Origin of the sequence: Pseudomonas sp. (genome assembly GCF_030150285.1) — a bacterium.
Classification (GTDB): Bacteria; Pseudomonadota; Gammaproteobacteria; order Pseudomonadales; family Pseudomonadaceae; genus Aquipseudomonas.
On the sequence record NZ_JASLGE010000005.1, the window covers coordinates 1 to 23,904 of the forward strand.

The window sequence follows — 23,904 nt, forward strand, 5'->3', positions numbered from 1 at the left end:
TCTGTACGAAATGTATCTGCGCTCGGTTATGCGGCGTTGAAAACAGGCTCGGAATGCTCATTTACAACCCGTAAACTCCGCTTCCTCGCCTGTTTTCGCCTTGCCTAACCTTCGCTCGAAAACATTTCGTACAGACCCTAGCCAGCCTTGTGCCGGCAGGCGCAACGGCCGATTGCTCGCGATGGTTTATGCCCTGCCCATCGGAATCGGATACAGCCCATGTGGGCTGTCATGCCAGGCGAACTGGAGGTTAAAAGCCTGTTCCAGCCACCCGCAATGGCGCACGGTAGCGGGGCAGGCCACACCCAGCAAGTGCCCCTCGGCCAGCACCGCGATGCGGTCGGCAAAGCGCATGGCCAGGCCCAGGTCGTGCAGTACCAGCAATTGGGCGCATTGGTCCAAGCGGCTGCGCAGGTAGCTGAGCAGGCTGAGTTGATGGGCAATGTCCAGCGCAGCGGTGGGCTCGTCGGCCAACAATAGCGGTGACCCTGCCGCCAATGCCCAGCCGATACCCGCTCTGGCCCGCTCGCCACCGGACAGTTGAGAAAGCCGCCGGGACAGCAAATGCCCGATGTCCAATGACTCAATCAACGTTTGCGACAACGGTTGACCGAGCAGGGCGGCATTGCGGCGAGCCCCCAGGCTGAGCAATTCGTGTACCTGCAGGTCCCATTGGCTGCGAAAGTCCTGGGGCAGGTAGGCCAAACGCTGTGCTCGCTCTGCGGCCGGCCAGGCAGTCAGGGGGCGTTGCTGCAAGAACACCTGGCCTGCGTGGGCCTGCACCCCGGCCAATGCCCGTAAAGCGCTGCTTTTGCCTGACCCATTGGGGCCGACCAGCACCAACAGTTCCCCCGGTTGAAGGTCAAGGTTGAAGTCGTGCAGCACGGTTTTACCGGCGTGTTGCACACCTAACGCCCGTGCTTGCAAAACGGCATCGGTGCTCATGCGGCAGGCCTAGCGCGGGTCAGCAGAACGATGAAAAAGGGCGCGCCTATCAAGGCCGTCAACAGGCCCAGAGGGATTTCGGAGGGCGGCAACAGGCTGCGTGCCAGGCCATCGAGCAGGGCCAGCAGGGCACCGCTGGTCAGTGCACTGGCCATAATCAAGCGCCGATGGGTGGGGCCGATCAGCCAGCGCACCGCGTGGGGAGCAACCAGGCCAACGAAGCCCACCAGCCCGCCCCAGGACACCGCGAGTGCGGTGATGGCCGCGGCCAGCAACAGGGCCACGTTGATAAACCGCTGTGGCTGCAACCCCATGCTGTAGGCCACATGATCTCCCAGCCCGAGAATATCCAGGCCGTGGGCCAAGCGCCTGGCCCACAGCAAGGCGACACCCGTGAGCAGCGCCAGCAGGCCCAGGGCGGGGAAGTCCGGGGTATGTATACCGCCCAGGGTCCAGCTCAACACCACTTGCAGATTGACCGTTTCATCCGACATGGCCAGTAGCAACAGGCTGCGCAAGGCGGCGAGCAACGCCGCCACGGCAATCCCGGCCAGTAGCAAGCCGCTGGTGTCGTTGATGCGGGTCAGTCGGGTGATCAACAACACCAGCAGCGTCGCCCCCCAGGCACCGACGAAGGCCAACAGCGGCAAACTCACGGCCATCGCCACCGGCAACGGCACCAATAACGCGATGGCGGCACCCACGGCTGCCCCGGGGGCACTGCCCAACAGGTAGGGCTCTGCCAGTGGGTTGCGAAACACACCCTGAAAAATCACCCCGGCCAATCCCAGGCACGCGCCGACGCAAAAAGCCGCCAGCACGCGAGGCAGCCGCCAGTTCATCAGTAATTGCGCGAAAGGCGAATCGTGGCCTTGCCACAGTGCCCACACGTCGCTCCAGCGTGCCAGGTCAGCCCCCAGCCACAGGCCGATGACTATCGCGGGCAAAGGGGTCAGGCACAGCAGGTGATAGCGCCGGTCGAGGCAACTCATGGGGATATCTCTACAAGGGGCGCGGGAAACAGGTCGGGGTGCAGCAGCGCCGCCAGTTGCTCGACGCCTTCTACCACCCGGGGCCCCGGAATCAGTAAGAGCGCGCAGGGTAACGTGTCGACTCGGCCGGCCGCCACGGCCGGAATGCTGCTCCAGCCCGGGCGCTGCGCCAAGGCTGCCGCTTGCGGCGGCGAGCCGGCGACGATAATGCGTGAGGGGTTGGCATGGAACACGGCCTCACCGCCCACCTGGCTCAAACGGCTGTCGACAAACACATTGCTGCCGCCAGCCATGCGCAGGATATCGCTGGTGTAGGTGTGCCCGCGCAAGGTCAGGTAGTGCCCACGTTCATTGCTGCCGGTCTCCAGGTAAACCGTGACCGGCGGTTGCCCGGCCAGGCGTGTTTGCACCGCCTCCAGGCGCCGCTGCAAGCGCTCAATCAACTGCTCGGCACCGTCTTCATGGCCGGTGGCCTGGCCCAGCAGGCGAATATTGGCAAGCACTGCGGCCAGGTCGCGGTGGTTGAGTACCAGTACCGGAATACCAATGCGCTGCAGCGGGTCTATCAGCGTGGCGGCTTGCCGCGCCGGAGTCATCACCACCAGGTCGGCCTGCAGGCGAGCGATGGCTTCCACCGAAAAGCCCAGCCGGCCGCCGACCTTGGCACGGGCGGCAATGTCTTCGGGGAACCGTGTCCATTCCTCGACCCCGACAATCGCATCGCCAGCCCCCATTGCCGCCAGCATTTCCACATTGCTGGCGAAGATGGCGACGATGCGTTGGGGCTTATGCTCAATCGTCACCTGTCGCCCAAGCGCATCAACGACCGTGCGCGGGAATCCCTCGTCGGCCCCGGCCCCCAGGCTGAGCAACAGACCCAACCAGGCCCACCCGTGCCGGCGCATCAGAACCGGTAGTTCGCGCCGAGGTACACTTCGCGCCCCGGGTTACTGTTGCCCAGGCCGCCATTGGACGCACGCGGATCGGCCAGCGGCGAGTCATTGCCGGTGGCAATAAAGAGCGTGCTGCGGTCCATGTCGAACAGGTTGTTGACGCCGCTGAACAGGCTGAGCTGTTCGGTGACGTGGTAGTTGCCGCGCAGGTTGAAAACCCAGAAGGGCGACTTGCGGTACACATAGTTGGTGTCGGGGTTCAACAGCCGTTCTTCTGTGCGGTAATACACCGGGCCGCGCAGGATGCCATTGACACCAACGTCCCAATCGCGCTCGCGACCGTAGGTCAGGCCGAGGCTGGCCTGGTACTGGTACATGCGCTGGATCTGGTCGCGGTGGGGGCCTGTCAGGGTTTTCGCTGCGCCTTTGTCGTCCATATCGAAGTTCCACACCGTGTTGGTGTTGAGCCGCAAAATGCGCTCATTGCCCAACGCCAGGGCGCTGGCCAGGTCGTACTGCCATTGCGTTTCAAGGCCACGAATGACCGCGTCGCCGCTGCCATTGACGTACTGGCTGACGGTGCGAGTGATGGGCGCAGTCGTGATGCGGTCCTGGATACGGTTCTCAAACAGCGCCAGGTCGAAGAACTGGTTGTCGTTGGTCAGGGTAACGCCCGTTTCGAACTGCAGGCTGGTCTCGGGCTTGAGGTTGGCATTGCCCAGGGTCTGGCTGCCGCTGATGGACGTGAAGTCGGCCCCCAATTCGCCCGCCAGTGGCGCCCGGAACCCGGTCGACACCCCGGCGCGCACTTTTACGCCCGGCAACGCCTGATACGCCGCGCCCAGGCTGTAGGTGACTTTGTTGAAGGTGCGGGTTTGCTCCTCCAGCAGCGGCATGTAGTCGGTCTTGACCGTGCTGGAGCGCCCGTAGCTGTAGCGCGAACCGGCACGCAGGGTCAGGCGGTCGTCCATCAGGCGTTGCATCAGCTCGGCATACACGGCCGCGTTGAGGTCATCGGAGTTGATGTCATAAGGGGCGACCTGGCTGCTGGTAGAGCCGTTGACGGCCACCCGGAAACGCTCATTGCGCAGTTTGCTTTTTTCCAGGTCCACGCCCACCAGCAAATCGGTGGAGGGGGTCAGCAGAAACTGCGGTGTCAACTTGAAGCCGTAAGCATCCAGTTGGCGCTCGATATGGTCCTTGCTAAAACCGGGGGAGCCGTTGCCTTGCACCGGCGAGCCCCAATGCAGGTCGTCGACATCGTGGAACGCATAAAACTGTGAGGACCAGTTCAGCCACGCTGTGGGTTTGGCCGTCCAGTTCGCCTCGATGGACTGGTTATAGCGGTTGTCATAGTTGTCGTAGTTCCACTGAGAACCGCGAAAACCGGCGTCATAAATGCCGTCTGAGCGCAGCGTCAGGTCTATGCGCTGATCTTCGGACACGTCATAGCCCAGGGCCAGTAACCCGCCATGGCGCTTCCAGGCCGTATTTTTTTGGGTGCCGCTCGCACTGTGGTAGTCGTTGCGGCGGCCCGTGTCCAGGCCCACGTAGTAATCCAGCGCGCCGGCTTCCCCGCTCTGGTACACACTGCCTTGCGCCAGCCCCCAGGAGCCACCCTGAATCTTCGCGCCACCGCCTTCAGTGTTGCGGCCGTTGCGGGTGATGATATTGATCACGCCGCCCATGGCCTGGCTGCCGTAAATCACCGACGCCGGGCCGCGGATCACTTCAATGCGCGCCACCTGCGCGGGGGACAGCTTGGAGATGTTCGCCGTACCGGCTCGACGGCCATTGACCAGCACCGTGACCTGGCTGCGGTAATCGCGGCCCTGCCCATCGGTATTGCCGCCGCGAATGTTGATCGAGGTTTGCCCCGGGGTCCATTCGCTGAAAAAACCGACGGCGTTTTCTGCCAGTAAATCCGTGAGGCTGCGGGCCGAAGAACGCGCGATCTGATCGCTGTCGATCACTTGCACCGTGCTGGTGACCGCTTTCAGGGGCTCACCGGCGCGGGGCGCACTGACCAGGGTGCTGTCCAAGTGCAGGATCGACGGATTTTCAGCCGCCATGGCGCTCAGGCCGGAGCCCAACCAAAGGGGAATGGCCGCGCAAATACTGTGGCGTAGGTTAAGCATGGAGACGTCCGCAAGTAGTGTTATTGGTGTTATTGACGGTGCCAGATCAAGCTGGCCGCTCGCTTCGGGGCACTGGCCAGCCAGCCGCCCGATGTTTTTTGCAGGTGGTCCTGCAGGTGCCGCTCAAGCTGCCCCAGCGCGCTGCCGTCCAGGGCACCGAGTTTGTCCATAAAGTGCGCCAGGGCGGCCTCGTGAGAGGGGAACAATGTGCTGAACGCCCAGTCGGTGAAGTGAACCTCGTCGGGCTGCACTGCGGCCGGCAGTTCGGCCAGGGTCAACTGGTAGCCGGGGGTCATGTCACTGCCGTGCAACTGAGGCGGCAGAAACCCGGACAGGCAATAAGTGCGCGGCCCTTCTTGGGCGGGCAGGTTCCACACCAGCGTGCGGCTGGCCAAGGGTTGTACTTGCCGCAAAAAGGCCTCGGCCTGCCCGTCACTCACCGGAATATTGGCGCACAGCACGGTGTGGCAAGGGCTGATGGGTAACTGCGCCAGGTCTTGCCAAAGCCCGGCATGCAGGTTCAGGTCAACGCTGGGCGGTTGTGCGGCCAAGTGCCGGACACGGCTGCGCATGAAGGCATTGGGCTCGACCACCGTCCATTGGCCGCCCGGTACCAGCAGGTGCCGGCCGAGAATCCCCGAACCGGCACCGATATCCAGCAACTGTCGCTGAGGCCCGAGCACTTCCAGCAGACGGCCGCCCACACGCTCAACATAATTGGACGCGGCCAGATGCTCGGCATAAAACGCTGCTTCGTGGTCAGGCCAGACAAAAGGGGGGGAGGGCTGTGTGGAAGCTGTCATGGAGCACCGTCGGGTTGAGCCAAAGTGGGCAACCGGCGGGAACTGACGCAGAAAATCGACGGGCAGCAGCAAATGTGCACACGCCAAGGCCTGCACCCGCCCACCGCGGATTGCCGTAAATCGGATCAGGCCGGTCTCCGGGCTCACGAGGGTCATGAAGCATTCGCCTTCCCATGCTCCCGTTCGGGGCACAGTGGCGTTGTGAATGCTTCGCTCGCATACCGTTGCGGGGGCAGCGCCGGATTGGCCCAAAGACGTACCGGCTTCCCGTTTCACCCACAGCGCGATGGCTGAGGACACCTGAAACAGGCGCGCATATGACCATTGGTCGCCTTGTGCGTCAACCAAACGTGTGAAAAATCAGGCAATCAGCGCAGTGCGCTGCCTGATTTCACAACGCCTTTGGCAGTGGGCACAGCTTGCCCCTCCCCAGGTAGCGTCATCACTCGGCGTGACGCCCATGCGCCGCACCGGCCAGTTGATCGGTGTCCACGCGCACGAAAACCGAGTCGCCCACGGCGGTTAATATGTCGCCCGCGTACACCTCGCAGATCACGCGGCTCTTGCGGCCCACTTCACCTTCGACATACGCCAGCAAGGTCAGGGGCACGCCCATGGGGGTCGGTTTGATGAACTTGATACCCAAATGGCCCGTCACGCAGTTGATGCGCGGCAGGCTGGCCAAGTCGCGCTGCTCGGCGCGGTAGTGATAAGCCATGGCGGTCCAGTTCGAATGGCAGTCCACCAGCATGGCGATCAGGCCGCCGTACACCAACTCGGGCCAACCACAATAACGGGGATCCGGCAGGTGTTCGGCCATCACATGCACACCGTCTTCGTGCCAAAAACTCTTGATATGCAGCCCCTGAGCATTGCTGCTACCGCAGCCGTAACACACGCCCTCAGGCGCTGCGGTGTCTTGCAGGGAAGGGGTGAGCTGCGACATACCGTGATCATCCTTAAAAATGTGAGGCATGCCTGGACGTCAGGCCTTGCCATTGCCCTTACGTTAACGTAAAGATTGGTAACAGTGCGCGAATCTAAAAAAAACACCAAGGCGCGCGGCTGGAGAGTGTCTGATGAGCCTGATAAAAACCAATGCGCCCAAACCCTTGCGAGAAGCCCGGCTGGCCCGGGAAATATTGCACCTTGAAGGCGAGGTGCCCGATGGCGTCCTGCGGGCTGAAATCGATGCCTCTTGGCGACGCAGCCTCAGCCACGGCGTGCATTTCAACAGCCAGCAGGAACTGGCGCTCGGTGCGGGTGCCAACCTTGACCTGTTGCTGGCCAGTAACCAGTTGCTGATGGACGCGGCCTTGCCCGCCATTGATTACCTGGCCCAGCGCCAAGGCAAGGAAGGGCTGATCATTCTGGCCAACTGCGAGGCCACCATCCTCGCCGTGGAAGGGCGCGCCGACAGCCGCCTGCAAGGCATCACCCCGGGGGCCTGCTGGAGTGAAGCGGTGCGCGGCACCAACGCCCTCGGCACGGCACTGGTGGAAGCACGCCCCACCCTGATCGATTGCGGCGAACATTACCTGGACCGGCTCAGCAATTTTTCCTGTACGTCGGTGCCGATCCATTGCCCCCAGGGGCAAATCCTCGGTGTGCTCGACCTGACCCGCGAAGGCCCGCTGGGGCGCTTCCATGACAGTTCATCGTTGCTGTCCATGGCGGTCGGGCAGATTGAAAGCCGGGTGTTTCACGCCAGTTACCCGCAACAGATCGTGCTGGCCTTCCACAGCCGCCACCAGTACCTGGAATCACCGTGGCAAGGCCTGTTGGCGGTCAGCCTGGAGGGCCATATTCTGGCCGCCAGCAGCCAGGCCTGCCAGTTGCTTCAAACTGAGCGCTCAGCGTTGGTGGGCCAGCGCTGCGAAGCGTTTCTGGGGGTTGATGGCTTGCAATTGCTGTCGCGCTTGCAGCAAGGCAGCCTCGGCAGCCTGCAAACCGCCAAAGGCGAGTTCTTTTACAAGGCGCTGCGCGCGCCACAACGCTCGGCGAACTTGGCCACACCCGTGCGCACGCCCGCCAAATCGCCACCTGCGCACCCGGACCTGGACGCTCTGGCGGGCAATAACACCCGCTATGCCCGCGCCTTGCGCATGGCCTGCAAAGGGTTGGCCAATGAGCTGCCCGTGCTGTTGCTGGGGGAAACCGGTACCGGTAAGGAAATGGTGGCGCGCGCGCTGCACAACGCCGGCAGCCGCAGCGCCAAACCGTTTGTGGCGGTGAACTGCGCAGCCATCCCTGAAGGCCTGATCGAGTCTGAACTGTTTGGCTACCGTGACGGCGCGTTTACCGGCTCACGCCGTGGCGGCATGATCGGACGCTTGCAACAGGCCCACGGCGGCACCCTGTTTCTTGATGAAATTGGTGATATGCCGCTGGCCCTGCAGGCGCGGCTACTGCGGGTGTTGCAAGACCGCAAGGTGGCACCGCTGGGGGCCGGTGAAGAACAGGACATCGACATCGCACTGATCTGCGCCACCCACCGCGACCTCAAGCACTGGGTGCAGGAGCAGCACTTTCGCGAAGACCTGTTTTACCGGGTCAACGGCATCAGCGTGATGCTGCCGGCCTTGCGCGAACGTGAAGATTTCAGCGCACTGATCGAGCGCCTGCTGGCGCGCTTCGGTGCGCCCGGTATCAACCTGCACCCCGACCTGCAACGCCTGCTTGAGGGGTATCACTGGCCGGGCAACATTCGCCAGTTGGACATGGTGCTGCGCACCGCCCTGGCCATGCGCGAGCCGCACGACAGCGAACTGACCCTCGATCACCTGCCCGACAGCCTGCTCGATGACCTGAGTGCCACTGAACGACCGGCGGCAGGGAGCATTCGCGAAAACGAGCGGGAACTGATTCGCCAGTCTTTGGACAGCCATCAGGGCAATGTGTCGGCGGCGGCTGAAACCCTGGGCATCAGCCGGGCCACCCTGTACCGCAAACTCAAACAGTTGCGCGATTGATGCGCCGGCTGATCAAAGGGCTGGTCGATAGCCCCGACCCGGACGCCCTGCACCAAGCCCTGCGCTGGCTTTACAGCTTTGTGCGGCCCCACCGGCTGGCGATTGCCGGGCTGCTGGGGCTGTCGGTGTGCGCGTCATCGCTGGTGCTGGTACAGCCGTGGCTGACCAAACAACTGATTGACGATGGCTTGCTGGCGCGCAACTTCACGGTGCTGGCGGGGGTGGCCGGGCTGATGATTGTGGCCGGGCTGCTGGGCACTGTGCTTTCAGGCGTCAACCGTTACCTGCACACGCGGCTTTCGGGGCGCATTCTGTTTGCCCTGCGCGACGACCTGTACCAGCATTTGCAAACCCTGTCCCCGGGCTTTTATGGCCAGCGGCGCATCGGCGACCTGATGTCGCGCATGGACGGCGACCTGGCGGAAATCCAGCGTTTTGCCGTGGACTCGCTGTTCTCGGCCGTGTCCAGCGTGATCGGGCTGGTGGTCGCGCTGGCCATGTTGCTGGCGCTGTCGTGGGAGCTGTCGTTGCTGGCGCTGGTCCTGATTCCCCTCGACGTGCTGTGGCTGCGCTGGATGCGGCGCAAGGTCGAGCGCGACGTGCGGCACTTGCGTGAACGCTCGGCAGATGTGTCCTCGTTTATGGTCGAGACCCTGCCGGTGATGAAATTTATCCAGTCGGCTGGCCAGCAGCAGCGCGAAGCCCAACGCCTGCACACCCTGGGGCAGGGCTACATGAGCCAGTTGCTGCGCCTGCAAGTCACCGAGTTTTTCACCCAGGCCGTGCCGGGCACCCTGACCTCGCTGTCGCGGGCCTGTGCGTTTCTGATTGGCGGCTATTGGGTGGTGCAGGGCACCTGGCAGCTCGGGGCGTTGATCGCGTTTTCCACCTACCTGGGCATGGCGGTAGGGCCCGTGCAGAGTTTGCTTGGGCTGTACGTCGCGATTCAGCGCATGACCGTCAGCCTGGGCCGGGTCATGGAACTGCGTGGCGAACAACCGGCGGTGGTTTCGCCGCCGGCACCGCGACCGATGCCGGACACCGGCGATCTGCAGTTTGACGCGGTGCACTTCACCCACCCGGGGCGGCAGGCCACCCTGAACGGCATTACCGCGCACATTCCCTACGGCCTGAAAGTGGCCCTGAGCGGCGGCTCCGGGGTCGGCAAATCGACGCTGGTCGACCTGCTGCAACGTCACCATGACCCCCAGAGCGGGCGCGTACTGCTGGGCGGCGTCGACCTGCGCGAACTCGACCTGTTTGACCTGCGCCGCCGAATGGCCGTGGTCAGTCAGGACATTGTGCTGTTTCGCGGCAGCCTGGCGCATAACCTGGCTTATGCAGTGCCCGATGCCAGCCGGGCGGCCATTGTTGAAGTGGCGCGGTTGGCGCAACTCGACAGCTTGATCGCCGCCTTGCCCGAAGGCCTCGACAGCCCGCTGGGTGAGCGCGGCCAGCAGTTGTCCGGGGGCCAGAAACAACGTATCGCCATCGCCCGTGCCTTGCTGCAAGACCCGTTGATACTGGTGCTGGACGAGGCCACGTCGGCGGTGGACGAAGCCACCGAGCGTGAAGTGATTGATGCCATCGATCGCCTGTTTGCGGGCCGTACGCGCATCTTGATCAGCCACCGACCGTCCACCTTGGCCGATGCCGACCTGTGTTTTGAATTACTGAACGGCGCGTTGACGCTGAAGAAGGTGCACGATGAAGCCTGACGTATTGATCGGCGTGGTGGACAGCGGTCATGCCTTTTCCCAGCACCTGCGGGTTGAAGCCGGGCGGCGCTTCTGGGTGGACGACGGGCAACTGTTGTGCGGCGATTTGGAGCCCGACGCGCTGGGCCATGGCAGTGCGGTGATCGAGGCCATCGCCCGGCGCGCACCGGGCGCGCAGGTGTGTGTGGCGCAAGTGTTCGACCGTCGGGGCGTGACCAGCGCTTGGCAACTGGGCGCGGCAATCGGCTGGCTGGTGTCCACGGGCGTGCGTGTGATCAACCTAAGCCTGGGCTTGCGCCACGACCGCGAAATGCTGCGCGAGGCCTGTGCGTTTGCAGTGGAGCAGGGCGTGCTGTTATGTGCGGCCAGCCCGGCGCAGGGCCAAGGCGTGTACCCGGCCGATTACCCGCAGGTGCTGCGCGTGACAGGGGATGCTCGGTGCGCGAGTGATCAATGGTCGTGGCTCAACAGTGCCCAGGCGGATTTCGCCGCCTGTGTCCAGGGCTCACGGCCGGGGCAATCGGGGGCCAGCCTGGGCTGTGCCGCCTTGAGCGGGCATATTGCGGGCTATTTGCAGGAACAGCCTGTGGCCAGCAACGCCCAGATCATTCAATGGTTGCAAACCCATGCTCACTATCACGGGCCCGAACGCAGGCTTGGGCCATGACCGCGCTGGTGATACTTGGTGCCGGGCCTGCTGGAGCGGCTGTGGCGCTAGGGTTGCGGCGGTTGGGTTACCCGGTCACGTTGATCAGTGAGTGGCGGCGGTTTGCGGCGCTGGAAGGCGTGTCGGTGCGCGTGTTGGAGGCCTTGCGCAATGCGGGGCTGCATCAGGCGTTGGCCGATGCCACGCTGCCTTCCCAGCGGCAGGTGTCGTGGAATGGCCAGCAGCATGCGCAAAACATCGAATACTTGATTGACCGCCCGCGGTTTGATCGCGGCCTGCGAGCCGACTTGCACCGTGCGGGTGTCAAGGTGATTGAAGGGCGGGTGCTGTCGGTTGATTCAACCGCGTCGGGCCATGCCATCGTGCTTGAAGGCGGTGACACCTGGCAGGCCGACTTTCTGGTGGAGGCGCGCGGGCGCCAGGCCCCGGCCTTGGGCAAAGGCCGGCGTGGCCCTGAAACCGTCAGCTTGCTCAATCGCTGGCATGGCCCGGCGGGCCCTACCGCCAGTGCCGTTGAAAGCCTGGACACGGGCTGGGCCTGGATGGCCCGGCGCGATGACGGCCAGTGTTATTGGCAATGGACGGTGGATGTGGCCAGTGCCGACTTGCCAGGCAAGGCCCACCTGCAGGATTACTGCCGCGAACGCCGACAGGCCTCGGCCTTGGCGCAGGGCCTGTTTGCCGATCAGCCGTGCGTCGACGTGCACGTGCACGCCCGCAGCAGCACCGCGATCCTCAGCCCCCAAGTGTGCGGCGACCACTGGATTCGCGTGGGTGATGCAGCCATGGCCGTTGACCCGCTGTCGGGCAATGGCATTTTTCAGTCACTGTCCTCGGCGTTACAGGCCCCGGCGGTGATCAATACCCTACTGTGCAAGCCTGAACGCCGCGCCTTGGCCCGGCGGTTTCACCAGCAGCGGGTCGAGCAGTTATTTATGCGATTTGCGCGTATGGGTCGGGATTTTTATGCCGATGAACAGCGCTGGCCGCTGCAACCGTTCTGGCAAGCGCGACGACAATGGCCAGACACCGCCGCGGCCCATGCCGAGGCGGATTTCGCCCTGTTGCGCATTGAGCGGGCACCGGTGTTGCGCGATGGCTACGTGGACGAAGCCGACGTGGTGATCAGCCCCGACCAGCCGCTGGGGATCTGGCATGTACACGGGGTTGAAGTCGCACCGCTGGTGCGCCGGTTATGGCGCGAACCGGCCGAACACGTATTGGCCGGGTTGACGCTGGAACAGGGACGAATGCTCAGAGGGTGGTTGATCAGCCAAGGCTTCAAGCCTTGAGGGCAACGATCAACCGGTTGCTGTAGGCGCGAGCGTGTTCGCGATCTTTAAACATCCACGCTTCACGCGAAAGCCCGCCCCGTCACTCAGAGTTTGATCAGCACCGACTTAAGCTCGGTGTAATGTTCAATGGCGGCATAGCCCATCTCCCGACCCACCCCCGACATTTTGTAACCGCCAAACGGCAGCGCCGGGTCGAGGGCGCTGTGGCAGTTGACCCACACTGAACCCGATTTGATCCGCGGGATCATGCGGTGCACTGCCGCCAGGTCGTTGGACCAGATGCTCGCGCCCAAACCGTAGGGGCTGTCGTTGGCCATGCGCAGCACCTCGGCTTCATCGTCAAACGGGATCGCAACCAACACCGGGCCAAAAATTTCTTCCTGCACCAGTGCATGCTGTTGGTCGACCCCGACTATCACGGTCGGTTTGACGAAGTAACCCGGCCCGTACGATTCGCCGCCGCAGGCCAGGGTTGCGCCGCTGGCACGGCCGGTTTCAATGTAGCGTGACACGCGCTCTTGCTGGCGGGCCGAGATCAACGGGCCCATGTCGACGCTCGGGTCCAGGCCGTTGCCCAGTTTCATGGCGTTGGCGATATCGGCAATGTCGCCCACGACCCGGTCGAAATGCTTGCGGTGCACATACAGCCGCGAGCCCGCGCAGCACACCTGGCCCTGGTTAAAGAAAATCGCACTGGCCGCGCCGGCAGCGGCGGCGTTCAGGTCAGCGTCGGGCATAACGATGGTTGGCGATTTGCCGCCCAGTTCCAGGGTCACGCGGGTCATGGCGTCCATGGCGATTTTGCCAATCTGGATGCCCACCGCTGTGGAGCCGGTAAAGGTCAGTTTGTCCACCAACGGGTTGTGGGTCAGGGCCGAGCCTGCGGTGATGCCCGTGCCGGTGACCACGTTGAACACGCCTTGCGGGTAGCCGGCTTCGAGCACCAGTTCGGCCAGCTTGAGCGCGCTCAGCGGGGTTTCGTCGGCCGGTTTGAGTACCACGGTGCAGCCGGTGGCCAGGGCCGGGCCGAGTTTCCAGCAGGCCAGCAGCAAGGGAAAGTTCCACGCGACGATGGCCCCGACCACGCCCACAGCTTCCCGGCGAACGAAACTGTGGAACTGCTCGTTGGGCATCAGCGGCACGGAGACGTCCACCGTGGTGCCTTCGATTTTGGTGGCCCAGCCCGCCATGTAGCGCAAGAAATCAATGGCCAGTTGCACGTCCATGACCTGGGCCACTGCCGCGCTTTTGCCATTGTTCAGGCATTCCAGTTGCGCCAGTTGCTCGGCGTCGCGCTGCATCAGGTCGGCCAGCGTCCATAACAGGTTCTGGCGCTCGCGCGGGCGGGTGCGGGTCCAGGCAGAGTCGTCAAAAGCGTGGCGGGCCGCGAGCACGGCGCGGTCAACATCGGCCGGGGTGGCCTTGGGAACCACGCACAGCACGTCGCCTGTGGCGGGGTTGTGCAGGGGCATGGTCTGGCCATCTGCGGCCTCCACCCACTCGCCACCAATCAGCATGCGGGGCGCGCGTTGAATAAAAGCCTGGGTGGTAGCTAGCAGCTCTGAAAATGGCATGGTAGGACCTCGTCTTATGAGTGTGACGGGGTGCCTCGCAACGGTTGTGCCAGTTTGCCGCAGACCCGTTTTATAGGGGCTTGCGTCACGTTTTGCGGGTGATCCGGGGGTGTAACTGTCGCAATCTGCGACGCTGTTGAGACGGTTTTCGCAGCGTCTCAGAGTGCAACAGCTGTCGCGTTATTAGACGGCCCGGTGCAGCCAAATCGAGGGGGAATGAATGCCGTAAATACATAACCTGTTGTTTTTAAAGCTATTTAATAAGCTGGCACGCTCCGTGTATGACACACCTCAGACGTTTCTCTTGCCTTCGCCTGCAGTGCGCTGCGGGCGGTAGAAACCATAAAAACGATCAGTCACAACAATAAGAAAGTTCCGTGCGAGGTTCGACGTTGATGAAGAGAAAACTCCGATCAGGCCTGAGCGCCAGCCTGCTGGCCGTGGCCGCTTGTGTAGCGTTGCATGCCCCAGACAGCCTGGCGGCAGGCGACGCCCAAACCCTCCTTAAGCAAAACTGCATGGGCTGTCACACCCCTGAGGCCGATAACGGTTTGAGCCGTATCAGCCACCAGCGCAAAACGCCCGAAGGCTGGCTGATGAGCATCGCCCGGATGCAAACCATGCATGGGTTGAAGATCAGCGATGAAGACCGCCGCACTCTGGTCAAATACCTGGCCGATACGCAGGGCCTGGCCCCCAGCGAAACCGACGGCATGCGTTACGCCCTGGAACGGCGGCTCAATGCGGCCGAGCACTTCGACGAGCAGACCACGCAAATGTGCGGTCGCTGCCACTCGGGTGCCCGGGTCGCGCTGCAACGCCGCCCGGCGCAGGAATGGGAGCGGCTGGTGAACTTCCACCTCGGCCAGTGGCCGTCGCTGGAATACCAGGCGCTGTCCCGCGACCGTGAGTGGTTCGACCTGGCCCGTACCGAGATGGTCCCGGTGTTGGCCGAGCGTTACGGGCTGGACAACCCGGCCTGGAAGCAATGGCAAAGTGTTGCGCCGGAAAGCGACACGCTGGTGGGCGACTGGAGTTTCAGCGGGCACTTGCCGGGCAAGGGTGATGTGGCCGGGGTCATGAGTGTCACGGCCGACGGCAAGGATACCTTCAAGGTCAGCGTCAAAGGCCAGTACGCCGATGGCACGCCGTTCAACGGCGACGGCAGCGCGCTGCTGTACAGCGGTTATGAATGGCGCGCCAACGTGAACATTGATGGCGTGGCCATGCGTCAGGTCTTTGCGGCCCGCGACCACCTGATGGAGGGCCGCATGTTCGAGGCCGACCACGATGAGCGCGGCCTGGACTTTATCGCCGCGCAACAGGGCAGCAGCCGCTTGCTGTCGGTGCAGCCGGCCTATGTGAAGGCGGGTACCGAGACCGACGTCACCCTGATTGGCAGCGACCTCAAGGGCACGCCTGATTTTGGCAAAGGCGTGCAGGTGGTCAAGGTTCTGGCGCAAACCCCGCAGCGGATCACGGTGCGGGTCAAGGCCGCTGCCGACGCGCAGCCGGGCGTTCGCGAAGTGGCCGTCGGTGCGCTGAAAGGCCCGTCCCTGGCAGTCTATAACCGGATTGCCGAGGTCAAGGTAGTGCCGCAATTCGCCGTGGCGCGGGTGGGCGATGGCGGCGGGTCGACGCCTAAAGTCCAGGGGCGTTTTGATGCCGAAGCGTGGGGCAAAGGTGCAGATGGCACGTTGTATCGCATCGGCGTGGTGCCGGCGAAATGGTCGGTAGAGGCTTTCAACGAGCAGGCCAAAGAGGACGAAGACGTCAAGTTTGCCGGCACCATGCAGGCCGACACGGGCATTTTCACCCCCGGTGATGCCGGGCCTAACCCGCTGCGCAAAATGTCCACCAACAATGCTGGCAACCTGAAAGTGATCGCCGCGGTTGATGATGCCGGCCAGCCGTTGACCGGTGCCGGGCAACTGATTGTCACCCTGCAACGCTGGAACAACCCACCCATTCCGTGAGTTGGCTGAACCCAAGGCTTCAGACACTTAATGGGAATGACCGCAGGTACTCTTTAGACGGGGCCTGCACAGGAGGTTTGTGATGGGCGCTATTTTGAATCTGGTTGAGCGTAACTTGCACGAAGTGCAGGTGGATGCGGGCCGCATGCTGTTCCATATCCCCAGCAGTTCACTGTTTGCCAGTGACGAGCTGACGGGCACCATTATCGATGCGTTGCGCCTTGAGGGCTGTTCTTCCGAAGACCTGGCCCTGCGCCTGGCGGCCCGGTTCAACGGTGAAGAGGTCAATGAAACCCTGCGCGAACTGATGGCGCTGGAGGTGGTGAGCGACGGCTCGCCGCTGACACCGGACATCGCCACCTTGCGGGTCGAGCGCACGGCCATCAACACCGTGGTGCTCAACGTCAACACTGGCTGCAACCTGAGCTGTACCTACTGCTACAAGGAAGACCTGGATAAGCCGTCGGCCGGCAAGAAAATGGAAATCGACACCGCCGTGGCGTCAGTGGAAATGCTGCTGCGCGAGTCGCCGGATGAAGAGCGCTACACCGTGGTGTTCTTCGGCGGCGAACCGTTGAGCAATCGCAAGTTGATCGAGCACATGGTCGATTACTGTGAAAAGCGTTTTGCCGAAGCGGGCAAGTTTGTGGAGTTTGTGATGACCACCAACGCCACCCTGCTGACCGAAGACACCGTCGACTACCTCAACGCGCACCGGTTCGGCTTATCGGTGAGTATCGACGGGCCGAAAACCGTGCACGACCGCAACCGCATCACGGTGGGCGGGCAGGGTACTTACGACGTGGTGCGGCGCAAGGCGCAAATGCTGCTGTCGCGCTATACCAGCCGCCCGGTGGGCGCGCGGGTAACCCTGACCACCGGGGTTACGGACATCGAGACCATCTGGGACCACCTGTTCAATGAACTGGGCTTTGCCGAAGTCGGTTTCGCCCCGGTCACTTCCGGCGATATCAGCAGCTACAACCTGTCCAGTGACGAGTTGATTGAAGTGTTCGCCAGCATGAAGCGCCTGGGCGCGCGCTACCTGGAAGCCGCCCTGGAACACCGCAATATCGGCTTTTCCAACTTGCACCAGTTGATCACCGACATCCACGAAGGCCACAAAAAAGCGCTGCCGTGCGGTGCGGGTCTGAAGATGCTGGCCGTGGACCACAAGGGCGAACTGAACCTGTGCCATCGCTTTACCGGCTCGTCGCTGCCGACGTTTGGCAACGTCCACAGCAGCGTGAAACAGGTGGAACTCAATGACTTTCTGTCCCAGCGCCTGGACCGCAGCAACACCGGGTGCCAGGACTGCCGCATCCGCAACCTGTGCTCCGGCGGCTGCTACCACGAAAGCTACGCCCGCTACGGCGACCCGACCCACCCTACGTATCACTACTGTGACCTGATGCGTGACTGGGTGGACTTCGGCATCGAGGTGTACACCCGGATCATGACTCACAACCCTGCGTTCATCAGCAGCTACATCACTCCGCGCAAGGCACACTGATATGAAACATCTCAAGGCAATCAATAACAAAGCGTTGAAACTGGATCAGGCCGCGGCCGAAAACCGCATCGAAGACGTGGTGGCCATGAGCACGGTGACCGGCTGCACGTCCACCACCGACCCAGGCTGGGAAATCGATGCGTTTGGCGGCGTGTCGTCGTTGTGCCAACCGATGGAAGCCGACCTTTACGGCTGTTCCGACCCGTGCTGGTGGCCGGCGCAGGTGCCCGACATCATGAGCACCTACCCGGACTGGAACAAAGACGCCCAGGCCTCCAATGACAACTGGCGCAACCTGGGCACCGTCTTTCCAAAAGACAAATGACCTGTTTGGAACGTCAAGAACACGAATAAGGATTCCAGCATGCCGAGTATCAAAGCCTGCGGCCACGCCGCACTGGCGCTTCTGAGCGCCTGTTCGTTCAGCGTTTTGGCGAATGAAAGTACTGCCTTGCAACCCGGTCACGAATACATGGTGACCGTCAATTATCCGAACAACCTGAACGTGATCGACCTGGCCACCGACACGGTGCTCAAAACCTGCGCGATGAGCGATGCATTCGGGCCGGGCACCGTGCAAATCTCGCCGGACCGTAAAATCGCGTACGTACTCAACAACCGTTTTGCCGACGTGTACGGCGTGGACCTGGACACCTGCAAGCAGGTCTTCCACGCCAGCATCACGCAGAAACCGGGGGAGAAGGCGCGTTCGATGTTCGCCTTTACCGTCAGCCACGACGGCAAAGAGCTGTACACCATTGCCAACCCGACGCTGATGCTCAATGACCGCTACGAAGTGCAGCAACCCCGGTTGGACGTATACGCCACCGACGCGGGCCAGGACGCGAAGCCGATTCGCAGCTACCCCGCGCCCCGGCAGTTGACCATCATGCAGAGTGGCCATGACGGCACGTTGTACGCGGTGGGTGCCGATATTTACAAAGTCGACGTCAACACCGGCAAGTTTGATGTGCTGATCCCCAGTCGCCACTGGAAGCGCCCCAACTACAGCGCCCCGGATGTGTTGTACATCTGGAACCAGCAGACCTACCGCAATGAACTGGCGCTGCTCTACACCGCAGCCAAATTCAAGGACGACAAACAGGACCCGGCCACCGCCGACTACGTGTACGGTCTGTTCAGCGTTGACCTGAAAACCGGCAAGCCCGAGACCCAGGACTTTGGCCCGCTGACCGACATTTACTTCAGCGGCATGCGCTCCCCCAAAGACCCCAACCTGATGTTTGGCGTGTTGAACAAACTGGCCAAGTACGACATCAAGGAACAGAAACTATTGCAGTCAGCGAAACTGGACCATTCCTATTACTGCATTTCGTTCAACAAGGCCGGGACCAAAATCTACCTGGCGGGCACCTTCAATGACGTGGCGGTGTTTGACGCCGACAGTCTGAAACAGATAGGCAACATCAAAATGCCAGGGGGCGATATGTCCCTCACCAGCGCCCAAGTGTTCATGCGGTAAACCGCCCGCCGGACACCACCGTGTTGCTCGGCAGCGACGACAACCCCGTCGTCGTTGACGAGCTTGACGAGGTGGCATCCGGCACCGAAGGCGTCGTGAGATCAGGTCGCGCAACGTGCCTGCTCTACCTCACGGCCGTTGAGGCGTGGCCGAGGTGCCAAAGGTGTTTCCCATGCGTATGTGGGTGGCCGCGGGCGTCGACAGCCCGATTTGATTCGGCGCGCGTTTTTCCACGGGTACAGCCAACCCTTCACGTCCTTTCTGCGCGGCTTTGGCCGCCTTTGTGGCAGTGCCCAGTTGCTGGCTCAAGCATTCAAAATCGGGTGCCCTGTAGCCGTCCACACTCACTTCAGCACACCCCTTGGGCGCTTCTTCGGCATGGCCCATCAGGGGTACACCTGCGCACAGCAGCACACAGGCGAGGGGGGGAATCATCTTCATCGCAGCCTCCTGGCGGGCCCTCAGGGATGGGCCGCATTGGCGCGAAAGTGTAGAGCAACGGCCTGTGCGTCACAGTGATGTTTTTTTGCCATCTTCGTAACATCAGGTTCATAAACAGGCTTCAGGATGACGCTTTTACAGGACACGCCAGCCGTGCAGCAACGCAAAGCAGAGGGCGAACGGGGATCAGGCCGGCACGCGATCGCATGCCTGGCCTTGCTGTTGGTGCTGCTGTGGACGCAACACGGGCAAGCCGCCCCAGAACCCCCGCGCCTGCTGGACCTCAACCTGCCCGCGCACAACCTGGAGGAGTCGTTGCAAGCGTTCAGTCGGGCAACCGGCATGGCGGTGCTGGTGGACCGAGAGTTAACGCACGGCCGGCGCGCTATCGGGGTAAAGGGCCGCTACACGGCACAACAGGCTTTGGACGTGTTACTGACAGGGAGTGGCCTGATGGCTCGATACGCCAGCAGTGATGCATTCACGTTACAAGTGCCACGCAGCGACCCTCAGCCCGAAGTGCGGGGGGCGAAGGCGAGGGCGGCGGCACAGCGTCTCAACACCAGTTACGCCGCCGCCTTGCAACAGGCGATCGAGCGCAGCCTGTGTCGCTCGCCGTTGACCCGGCCCGGTAGCTTTCGTGCACTGGTGCAAGTGTGGATCAGCGCGCACGGGCAGATTGAGTTCAGCCGTCTGGTGAGCACTACCGGCAATGCACAGCGCGACGAAGCACTGGTGCGAAGCTTGAGCGCGACACGCATCGACCGCCCGGCCCCGAGTTCGCTGCGATTGCCGGTCACCTTACTTTTGATGCCTGAAACAACAGGAACACGCATGAAATGCACAACCGGGGAAGGAGCCTTCAGGTCATGAAAGTTACCGGGCACAGTCCAATGGTCAGTCTGTTTTTGGCGTCTTATGAAGACTTCAAGACGCGTTTGCACAAGCGCCTGGGTTCAGAAGATTTAGCCAGCGACGTACTGCACGAAACGTTCCTGCGGGTCGACCGCATGGAGGTTCCGCCCAACCTGCTGCAACCCAACGCCTACCTGTACCGCATCGCCCTGAACATTGCGGCCGACCGCCGTGAAGCCGATGCCCGCTTGCTGACCGGCAGCGAAATCGAAGCCCTGTTGCAGACGGGCAATGAGGCCCTTGACCCTTCCCGTGTTGTCGGCGGGCAGAGAGAAATCGAGTCGTTGGTCAAGGCACTGTATGAACTGCCTGCCCGTCAGCGGCGGATCCTGATAGCGGCGCGGTTTGAAGAAGCGCCGCACCAGGAAATCGCCCGCCGTTTCGGCATTTCGACGCGCATGGTCGAAAAGGAAATCAAGGCAGCGTTGGGCTTTTGTGCGCAGCGCCTGGAAAGAAATTCCATTCAGCGGTTCGGTCCCGGGGCCGGTAAACCGTCTTAATGTTGAGTCCCTGTTAATCCGTGAGAATTTACGCGCTTGAACATTTTTAGACTTCCAGAACCTAGCGACCCGTCAGCCAGCCAACGGCGCAACGAAGCCCGGGACTGGCTCGTCCTGCTGACGTCGGGGCAGGCCACGGTCGCTGATGCCAAAGCCTTGCAGCAATGGTGCGCGCAGAGCCCGGCGCATGCCGAGGCCTTCGAGCAGGCCAAAGTGCTGTGGCAACAGCTGTCGCCTGCGGTTGAACAGGTGCAGCGCCCGCGCCCTGTTGGCCGCCGGGCCTTTCTGGGTGGGGCCATTGCCGCCTCGGCCGCGTTGTTTATGGCGCATGCCAACCTGCCCGGTGGGTTGGCCGGGCTGACAGCGGATTATCAAACGGCGGTAGGGGAACAGCGCCGTATTGACCTGAGTGAAGGCGTGCACCTGGAACTCAATACACAAACCCGCATCAGCCGTGCTGAGCGCGGCATTGAATTGCTGGAAGGTGAGATGGAAGTCGTGGCCAACGCCGCGCAACCGCTCAAGGTCCAGGCCGGTGCAGGCTGGCTGAGTGCTGCTCAAGCGCGGTTCAACGTACGCAACACTGACCGTAGCGTGTGTGTGACCTGCATCGAAGGGTCGTTATCCGTGGCGGTGGGGGCCAGCACCTCGACCCTGGACAGTGGCCAGCAGATGACCTACAGCGCATCCGGCATCCAGGCTCCCGTCACCGTCGACACACGGGCAGTGCTTGCCTGGCGTGATCGAGTTCTGGTGTTCAACAACGCCCCGCTGGCCACTGTGGTGGATGAAATCAACCGCTACCGGCCGGGCAAACTGCTGCTGCTTAACCGAGAACTGGGCAAGCGCCGGGTCCAGGCCCGGTTCACCTTGCAACAACTGGCCGGCGTGGCATTGCTGATACGTGACGCCTATGGAGCCAAATGCACCGAACTGCCGGGTGGGGTTGTATTGCTGAGCTAACGCGGGGCTTACGCTAGCTGCGCCAGCGACTACCCCTGTAGCAGTTGACGAGTAGAACGAGGCTACGTCCGGTGCCGAAGGCGTCGTAAAACCAGGCCGCGCGGTGTGCCTGTCAGCTCCGCAATTCAGGTTTACGATCGCTGCGCAATGTCGGCAACGACCACGATACACACCGACCCTCATCTGCCCGTTGATGAACTTTACATGACAAAAGTTCAGTCCCGTCATCTTGTAACCGCCTATCTCCTGTACGTGAACCTCGCACCCGGGCGGGAACTTATGAGGATGAATCCAGATGGTCCGTTGCAACTCACCGGCTAAACCGAATGCCAGAGGCCCAGGGGGCCATACCATCCTGCGTCTCAAGCCGTTGGCCCATGCCATTGCCTTGCTGATGGCCGCAGGCACGGCCCACGCTGCCACGCCGTTCAGTTCCGGCTGGTTCGCCGATAAGGGCGCGTCTCAGGCCGCCACCGCGGCGCGTAATAACGCGCAATTGCCGACGATCCCTTCGTTGAATCAACAGGCCAAGGTCAATCAGCAGTTGCAACGCTCCTTGACCACGCTGAACACCACCGTCGCGGCCATTGCTGCACAACAGGCAGCGCAGGCCGCCGGGCGCCAAGCGGCGTTGGGGCAGGTGTCGACCATTCCTGAGGGTCTGGGCAAGGGTGGTTTGCAGGTCGATAACAGCTTGAGCCAGGGCTGGACCAACGCCAAAGGCCCGACGCAAAGCCAGGCCGGCGGCAAGACCACGGTGACGATCGAACAGACCGCCGACAAGGCGATTCTGAACTGGGAAACCTTTAACGTCGGGCGCAATACCACGGTCGATTTCCAGCAGCAGGCCAACTGGGCCGTGCTCAACCGCGTCAATGATCCGAATGCACGCCCCAGTGAAATTCAGGGCACTATCACCGGCGCGGGCACGGTGATGATCCTCAACAACAACGGGGTGATTTTCACCGGCACCAGCCAGGTGAATGTGCGCAACCTGGTAGCCGCCGCAGCGACTATCACCGACGACCAGTTCACCCAGCGCGGCCTTTACGTTGATATCAACGGTAGCCAGCCCACGTTTACCGATGCTGTAGGCAAGGTCGAAGTGCAGCGCGGTGCTGTGATTCAGACCCATGCCGCGACCCAGTCCACGGAGTCCGGCGGTTATGCCTTGCTGCTCGGGGCGGAGGTGGAGAACGCCGGTACGATTATCACCGCCAAGGGCCAGACAACCCTGGCCGCCGGTGACAGTTTTTATATCCGGCGCGGTGTGGGCACTGCCGGTAACCAGGGCTCAACTACCCGTGGCAATGAAGTGACGACCGGTCTCAATACGGACAGCACGGCCGGAAAGGTCGCCAACAATGGCCTGATCATGGCTTCAACTGGCGACGTCACCCTGACCGGGCATCAGGTGCAGCAAAACGGTGTCGCGCTGGCCAGTACGTCAGTGGACACACGCGGCACGATTCATCTGTTGAACTCGGTGACCGATACCACCGGCAGTGTCACGCTGGGCAAGGGCAGTACCACGGCCATTTTGCTGGATGAAACCGACAACACCGCCCTTAACAGCCAACGCGACAACGGTTTAATTAACCTCGACGGTCGCGCCAATGCGGTCAACAACGCCACCGAGCAGTTCAATAACCTCAGCACGATCAATGACCGTATCGACCAGTCTCGTGTCGAGATTGTCAGCGGCGGCACGGTGGAGTTTCAGGACGGTTCGATCACGCTCGCGACCGGTGGCCAGGTCGCGGTCACGGCGGCTCAGCGCAGCCTGGTGCGTGACGGTGCCATGATTGATGTGTCGGGTGCGGTCGGCGTCAGGGTGTCGATGGAATCCAACAACATCAAGATCAACGTGCAGGGTAACGAGCAGCGCGACGCGCCGGTTAACCGCGATAACGGCAAGCTGATCAACAACGATGTGTGGGTCGATTTGCGCGAGCTGGTGTTTGTGCCGGCCGGTACCAACGGCTACGCGACGGACCGCTGGTACACCGCCGGTGGCCTGCTGGAAGTGGGCGGCTACCTCGGCACTCAGGGCCATGGCGTGGGCGAGTGGATGGCCCAGGGCGGCACGCTGACGTTTACCGGCAAGGAAGTGGTG

At 62.3% G+C, this 23,904-nt stretch carries 20 protein-coding genes and 1 riboswitch; of the genes, 12 read left to right on the plus strand and 8 right to left on the minus strand.

Annotated elements, in window-relative coordinates; translation table 11 throughout:
• Positions 1 to 186: 186 nt before the first annotated feature.
• From Q1W15_RS00420 to Q1W15_RS00445, 6 genes are all read right to left on the minus strand, one after another.
• Entirely contained in the window at positions 187 to 945 is a 759-nt protein-coding gene (locus Q1W15_RS00420) for an ABC transporter ATP-binding protein (RefSeq protein WP_300719463.1), read from the minus strand.
• The gene (locus Q1W15_RS00425; RefSeq protein WP_300719465.1) at positions 942 to 1,937 is read right to left on the minus strand and encodes an iron ABC transporter permease; all 996 of its coding nucleotides are present in this window, start codon (positions 1,935 to 1,937) and stop codon (positions 942 to 944) included. Before Q1W15_RS00425 ends, Q1W15_RS00420 begins: the two co-directional genes overlap by 4 nt.
• Positions 1,934 to 2,842: an ABC transporter substrate-binding protein gene (locus tag Q1W15_RS00430; RefSeq protein WP_300719467.1), complete on the minus strand. Its 909-nt coding sequence runs from the start codon at positions 2,840 to 2,842 to the stop codon at positions 1,934 to 1,936. Before Q1W15_RS00430 ends, Q1W15_RS00425 begins: the two co-directional genes overlap by 4 nt.
• The gene (locus tag Q1W15_RS00435; RefSeq protein WP_300719469.1) at positions 2,842 to 4,968 is read right to left on the minus strand and encodes a TonB-dependent receptor; all 2,127 of its coding nucleotides are present in this window, start codon (positions 4,966 to 4,968) and stop codon (positions 2,842 to 2,844) included. Before Q1W15_RS00435 ends, Q1W15_RS00430 begins: the two co-directional genes overlap by 1 nt.
• 29 nt (positions 4,969 to 4,997) lie before the next feature.
• Positions 4,998 to 5,771, minus strand: a complete 774-nt coding sequence (locus tag Q1W15_RS00440; RefSeq protein ID WP_300719471.1) for a class I SAM-dependent methyltransferase — start codon at positions 5,769 to 5,771, stop codon at positions 4,998 to 5,000.
• Between the two features lie 110 nt (positions 5,772 to 5,881).
• A riboswitch (cobalamin riboswitch) is annotated at positions 5,882 to 6,090 on the minus strand.
• A gap of 123 nt (positions 6,091 to 6,213) precedes the next feature.
• Entirely contained in the window at positions 6,214 to 6,717 is a 504-nt protein-coding gene (locus Q1W15_RS00445) for a PaaI family thioesterase (RefSeq protein ID WP_300719473.1), read from the minus strand.
• Between the two features lie 133 nt (positions 6,718 to 6,850).
• Between Q1W15_RS00445 and Q1W15_RS00450 the strand changes: the two genes are divergently transcribed.
• Genes Q1W15_RS00450 through Q1W15_RS00465 form a run of 4 tightly spaced genes read left to right on the plus strand, consistent with a single transcriptional unit; the run spans position 6,851 to position 12,420 of the window.
• Positions 6,851 to 8,743, plus strand: coding sequence for a sigma-54-dependent Fis family transcriptional regulator (locus Q1W15_RS00450; RefSeq protein WP_300719475.1), 1,893 nt, complete (start codon positions 6,851 to 6,853; stop codon positions 8,741 to 8,743).
• Positions 8,743 to 10,461, plus strand: coding sequence for an ABC transporter ATP-binding protein (locus tag Q1W15_RS00455; RefSeq protein ID WP_300719477.1), 1,719 nt, complete (start codon positions 8,743 to 8,745; stop codon positions 10,459 to 10,461). Before Q1W15_RS00450 ends, Q1W15_RS00455 begins: the two co-directional genes overlap by 1 nt.
• Positions 10,451 to 11,128, plus strand: a complete 678-nt coding sequence (locus Q1W15_RS00460; protein WP_300719479.1) for a S8/S53 family peptidase — start codon at positions 10,451 to 10,453, stop codon at positions 11,126 to 11,128. Before Q1W15_RS00455 ends, Q1W15_RS00460 begins: the two co-directional genes overlap by 11 nt.
• Positions 11,125 to 12,420: an NAD(P)/FAD-dependent oxidoreductase gene (locus Q1W15_RS00465; protein WP_300719481.1), complete on the plus strand. Its 1,296-nt coding sequence runs from the start codon at positions 11,125 to 11,127 to the stop codon at positions 12,418 to 12,420. The genes Q1W15_RS00460 and Q1W15_RS00465 overlap by 4 nt, the downstream gene beginning before the upstream one ends.
• An 86-nt stretch (positions 12,421 to 12,506) precedes the next feature.
• Here Q1W15_RS00465 and Q1W15_RS00470 read toward each other — a convergent pair whose 3' ends face one another.
• Positions 12,507 to 13,997, minus strand: a complete 1,491-nt coding sequence (locus Q1W15_RS00470; protein WP_300719483.1) for an aldehyde dehydrogenase family protein — start codon at positions 13,995 to 13,997, stop codon at positions 12,507 to 12,509.
• A gap of 395 nt (positions 13,998 to 14,392) precedes the next feature.
• Here Q1W15_RS00470 and peaA point away from each other — a divergent pair, with 395 nt between their 5' ends.
• The 4 genes from peaA (at position 14,393) to peaD (ending at position 18,969) form a co-directional block, all read left to right on the plus strand.
• A complete protein-coding gene (gene peaA / locus Q1W15_RS00475; protein WP_300719485.1) occupies positions 14,393 to 15,973 on the plus strand; it encodes a quinohemoprotein amine dehydrogenase subunit alpha in 1,581 nt (526 codons plus the stop codon).
• Positions 15,974 to 16,055: 82 nt separating this feature from the next.
• Entirely contained in the window at positions 16,056 to 17,486 is a 1,431-nt protein-coding gene (gene peaB, locus Q1W15_RS00480) for a quinohemoprotein amine dehydrogenase maturation protein (protein WP_300719487.1), read from the plus strand.
• Position 17,487: 1 nt separating this feature from the next.
• Positions 17,488 to 17,811: a quinohemoprotein amine dehydrogenase subunit gamma gene (gene qhpC / locus Q1W15_RS00485; RefSeq protein WP_300719489.1), complete on the plus strand. Its 324-nt coding sequence runs from the start codon at positions 17,488 to 17,490 to the stop codon at positions 17,809 to 17,811.
• Positions 17,812 to 17,850: 39 nt separating this feature from the next.
• A complete protein-coding gene (gene peaD / locus Q1W15_RS00490) occupies positions 17,851 to 18,969 on the plus strand; it encodes a quinohemoprotein amine dehydrogenase subunit beta (RefSeq protein ID WP_300719491.1) in 1,119 nt (372 codons plus the stop codon).
• 129 nt (positions 18,970 to 19,098) lie between these two features.
• Here the strand turns inward: peaD and Q1W15_RS00495 are convergent, their stop codons facing one another.
• The gene (locus Q1W15_RS00495; protein WP_300719493.1) at positions 19,099 to 19,410 is read right to left on the minus strand and encodes a hypothetical protein; all 312 of its coding nucleotides are present in this window, start codon (positions 19,408 to 19,410) and stop codon (positions 19,099 to 19,101) included.
• A gap of 126 nt (positions 19,411 to 19,536) precedes the next feature.
• Here Q1W15_RS00495 and Q1W15_RS00500 point away from each other — a divergent pair, with 126 nt between their 5' ends.
• The 4 genes from Q1W15_RS00500 to Q1W15_RS00515 form a co-directional block, all read left to right on the plus strand.
• Positions 19,537 to 20,283, plus strand: coding sequence for a TonB C-terminal domain-containing protein (locus tag Q1W15_RS00500; protein ID WP_300719495.1), 747 nt, complete (start codon positions 19,537 to 19,539; stop codon positions 20,281 to 20,283).
• Entirely contained in the window at positions 20,280 to 20,825 is a 546-nt protein-coding gene (locus Q1W15_RS00505) for an RNA polymerase sigma factor (RefSeq protein WP_300719497.1), read from the plus strand. Before Q1W15_RS00500 ends, Q1W15_RS00505 begins: the two co-directional genes overlap by 4 nt.
• A 36-nt stretch (positions 20,826 to 20,861) precedes the next feature.
• Positions 20,862 to 21,788: a FecR family protein gene (locus Q1W15_RS00510; RefSeq protein ID WP_300719499.1), complete on the plus strand. Its 927-nt coding sequence runs from the start codon at positions 20,862 to 20,864 to the stop codon at positions 21,786 to 21,788.
• A gap of 295 nt (positions 21,789 to 22,083) precedes the next feature.
• Positions 22,084 to 23,904: filamentous hemagglutinin N-terminal domain-containing protein (locus Q1W15_RS00515; protein WP_300719500.1), on the plus strand; the 1,821-nt coding region annotated here is incomplete at its 3' end.

Coding starts and splice junctions, on each gene's coding strand:
- Q1W15_RS00420 (WP_300719463.1), bottom strand. CDS start 945: ATGAGCACCGATGCCGTTTTGCAAGCACGGGCGTTAGGTGTGCAACAC.
- Q1W15_RS00425 (WP_300719465.1), bottom strand. CDS start 1,937: ATGAGTTGCCTCGACCGGCGCTATCACCTGCTGTGCCTGACCCCTTTG.
- Q1W15_RS00430 (WP_300719467.1), bottom strand. CDS start 2,842: ATGCGCCGGCACGGGTGGGCCTGGTTGGGTCTGTTGCTCAGCCTGGGG.
- Q1W15_RS00435 (WP_300719469.1), bottom strand. CDS start 4,968: ATGCTTAACCTACGCCACAGTATTTGCGCGGCCATTCCCCTTTGGTTG.
- Q1W15_RS00440 (WP_300719471.1), bottom strand. CDS start 5,771: ATGACAGCTTCCACACAGCCCTCCCCCCCTTTTGTCTGGCCTGACCAC.
- Q1W15_RS00445 (WP_300719473.1), bottom strand. CDS start 6,717: ATGTCGCAGCTCACCCCTTCCCTGCAAGACACCGCAGCGCCTGAGGGC.
- Q1W15_RS00450 (WP_300719475.1), top strand. CDS start 6,851: ATGAGCCTGATAAAAACCAATGCGCCCAAACCCTTGCGAGAAGCCCGG.
- Q1W15_RS00455 (WP_300719477.1), top strand. CDS start 8,743: ATGCGCCGGCTGATCAAAGGGCTGGTCGATAGCCCCGACCCGGACGCC.
- Q1W15_RS00460 (WP_300719479.1), top strand. CDS start 10,451: ATGAAGCCTGACGTATTGATCGGCGTGGTGGACAGCGGTCATGCCTTT.
- Q1W15_RS00465 (WP_300719481.1), top strand. CDS start 11,125: ATGACCGCGCTGGTGATACTTGGTGCCGGGCCTGCTGGAGCGGCTGTG.
- Q1W15_RS00470 (WP_300719483.1), bottom strand. CDS start 13,997: ATGCCATTTTCAGAGCTGCTAGCTACCACCCAGGCTTTTATTCAACGC.
- peaA (WP_300719485.1), top strand. CDS start 14,393: ATGAAGAGAAAACTCCGATCAGGCCTGAGCGCCAGCCTGCTGGCCGTG.
- peaB (WP_300719487.1), top strand. CDS start 16,056: ATGGGCGCTATTTTGAATCTGGTTGAGCGTAACTTGCACGAAGTGCAG.
- qhpC (WP_300719489.1), top strand. CDS start 17,488: ATGAAACATCTCAAGGCAATCAATAACAAAGCGTTGAAACTGGATCAG.
- peaD (WP_300719491.1), top strand. CDS start 17,851: ATGCCGAGTATCAAAGCCTGCGGCCACGCCGCACTGGCGCTTCTGAGC.
- Q1W15_RS00495 (WP_300719493.1), bottom strand. CDS start 19,410: ATGAAGATGATTCCCCCCCTCGCCTGTGTGCTGCTGTGCGCAGGTGTA.
- Q1W15_RS00500 (WP_300719495.1), top strand. CDS start 19,537: ATGACGCTTTTACAGGACACGCCAGCCGTGCAGCAACGCAAAGCAGAG.
- Q1W15_RS00505 (WP_300719497.1), top strand. CDS start 20,280: ATGAAAGTTACCGGGCACAGTCCAATGGTCAGTCTGTTTTTGGCGTCT.